Origin of the sequence: Prevotella marseillensis (genome assembly GCF_900625065.1) — a bacterium.
Taxonomy (GTDB): domain Bacteria; phylum Bacteroidota; class Bacteroidia; order Bacteroidales; family Bacteroidaceae; genus Prevotella; species Prevotella rara.
The window spans coordinates 1-2,244 of sequence record NZ_UYXY01000021.1 but is presented as its reverse complement, the minus strand read 5'-3'; the positions used below and the strand labels follow the sequence as shown (position 1 = coordinate 2,244).

Sequence of the window (2,244 nt, the reverse complement as noted above, 5' to 3'; positions counted from 1 at the left end):
GAAGGAGGACATAGGTCATGGAACTGCTCACACGAAACAACTTCGAGGGCTGGATGCAGAAGCTGATGGAACGGCTCGACCGTCAGGACGAACTGCTGCTGGCGATGAAGGCTGAGGGGAAACAGCCTACTATCACGGAAAGCATCCGCCTTTTCGACAATCAGGATTTGTGCATGCTGCTCCAGATAAGCAAGCGCACACTGCAACGCTACCGCAGTGTCGGCGCATTGCCCTACAAGACACTGGGCAAGAAAACCTATTACAGCGAGGAGGATGTGCTGACATTCCTTTCCAACCATATCAAGGACTTCAAAAAAGAAGATATAGCCTTCTACAAGGCTCGTATCCATAATTTCTTTCATAAATAACCCATTAAAACATTTTTCAAATGGCAAAGAAAAAAGACGAAAAGGACGTGCTGGTAGTCCGTGACGAGAAGACGGGCGAGATCAGCGTGGTAGCCGGGCTGAATGCAGACGACACACCCAAGCGTACCCCTGCGAAAGCTGAGAACGCGCAGAGTTTCCTGCAATTCGACCGACACGGCGACGTGCTGGACAACTTCTTCAAGAACTTCTTCCGGCAGTGCAAGGAACCCAGCCGCTTCGGTTTCTACCGCATCGCGGCAGACCAAGTGGATTCCATGCTTGGCGTGATGAAAGACCTGCTTCAGCATCCGTACCAGAACAAACAAATCCTTGCACCGCACAAAATCGACACCTTCCCTTATCAACAGCAGGTGCAGGAAGAGATGGCGGCACAAAAGACAGAGAAACAAGAACCTCAAAAACAGGAAAACATGGAACAACAGAAAGAACAGCAGGAAAGCCCGCAACAGACGCAGGGCAGACAGGGCTACCAACCCATCAACGAGAGCAAAATCAACTGGCAGGAGCTGGAGGACAGATGGGGCGTGAAGCGTGACGACCTTGAAAAGTCCGGAGACCTTACGAAGATGCTCCACTACGGCAAGTCCGACTTGGTAAAGGTCAAGCCCACCTTCGGCGGCGAATCATTCGAGCTGGACGCCCGCCTCTCCTTCAAGAAGGACGGCGAGGGAAATGTCAGCCTCGTGCCGCACTTCATCCGCAAGGAGCAGAAGTTAGATGAGTACAAGGAACACAAATTCTCCGACGATGACCGGAAGAACCTGCGCGAAACGGGCAACCTCGGCAGGGTCGTGGACATTGTGGACAGGGAAACGGGCGAAATCATCCCCTCCTACATCAGCATCGACCGCAAGACGAATGAAATCACGGACATTCCGGCAAACAAGGTGCGCATCCCGGAGCGCATCGGCAAGACGGAAATCACCAAACAGGAGCAGGACATGCTCCGCGCCGGACTGCCCGTGCGCGACAAGCTCATCGAGCGCAACGACGGCAGGAAGTTCGTCACCACCCTTCAAGTGAACGTGGAGCAGCGCGGCGTGGAGTTCGTGCCGGGAACCGGAAGGTCGCCCCGTACCGCACAGACGCAGGAAGCCAAAGGTGACACCTCGAAAAGTCAGGCGCAAGGCGGGGAAAATGCCGCACAGACCAAGAAGGAGCAACGCCGCAACACGTGGATGAACGAGGACGGCAGCATCCGCCCCATCAGCAAATGGAGCGGCGTGAACTTCACCGACAAGCAGAAAGCCGACTACGTGGCGGGTAAAGCCGTGAAACTGGAGAACGTGACCGACAAGCAGGGCTTCCATGCCACGATGTATATCAAGTTCAACCCGGAGAAGGGCCGCCCGTACCGCTACGAAACGAACCCCGACAACGCCCAGCAGGTCGCCCCGTCCAACGAGAGCCGCACACAGGTGGCGGTGAACAACGAGGGCAAAACCAACGAGGCGACAAAGAACCTGAAAGAGCCTTTGCAGAAAGGTCAGACCGCCCCAAAGGACGACCGCCAGCAACAGCAGCAGGAGAAGCCGAAAAAGAAGAACAACAAAGGCATGAAAATGTAATCCCGTGTCCGCCACTGAATCCAAAATAAAATCCAAAGTATCAACAAAAAAGCAAGAAAACATGAAGACAATCATTGCAGAAAAGCCCTCCGTGGCACGTGAAATCGCCCGCATCGTGGGCGCGACAAAGAGAGAGGAAGGATATTTCGAAGGAGGCGGCTATGCCGTGACATGGGCATTCGGACACCTCGTTCAGCTTGCCATGCCCGACGGCTACGGCGTGCGCGGATTTGTCCGTGACAACCTCCCGATTATTCCCGACACATTCACGCTCGTCCCCCGTCAGG

The 2,244-nt window shown here is 54.6% G+C and carries 2 protein-coding genes and 1 pseudogene; all 3 read left to right on the top strand.

The window, feature by feature from the left end; all coding sequences use genetic code 11:
- Nucleotides 1–17 precede the first annotated feature (17 nt).
- Nucleotides 18–368, top strand: coding sequence for a helix-turn-helix domain-containing protein (locus EJL04_RS16245; protein WP_004291454.1), 351 nt, complete (start codon nt 18–20; stop codon nt 366–368).
- A gap of 20 nt (nt 369–388) precedes the next feature.
- Nucleotides 389–1,957, top strand: coding sequence for a DUF3945 domain-containing protein (locus EJL04_RS16240; protein ID WP_002561002.1), 1,569 nt, complete (start codon nt 389–391; stop codon nt 1,955–1,957).
- A 61-nt stretch (nt 1,958–2,018) separates the two neighbouring features.
- Nucleotides 2,019–2,244, top strand: a pseudogene (locus tag EJL04_RS16235) (hypothetical protein); the annotation flags it as partial.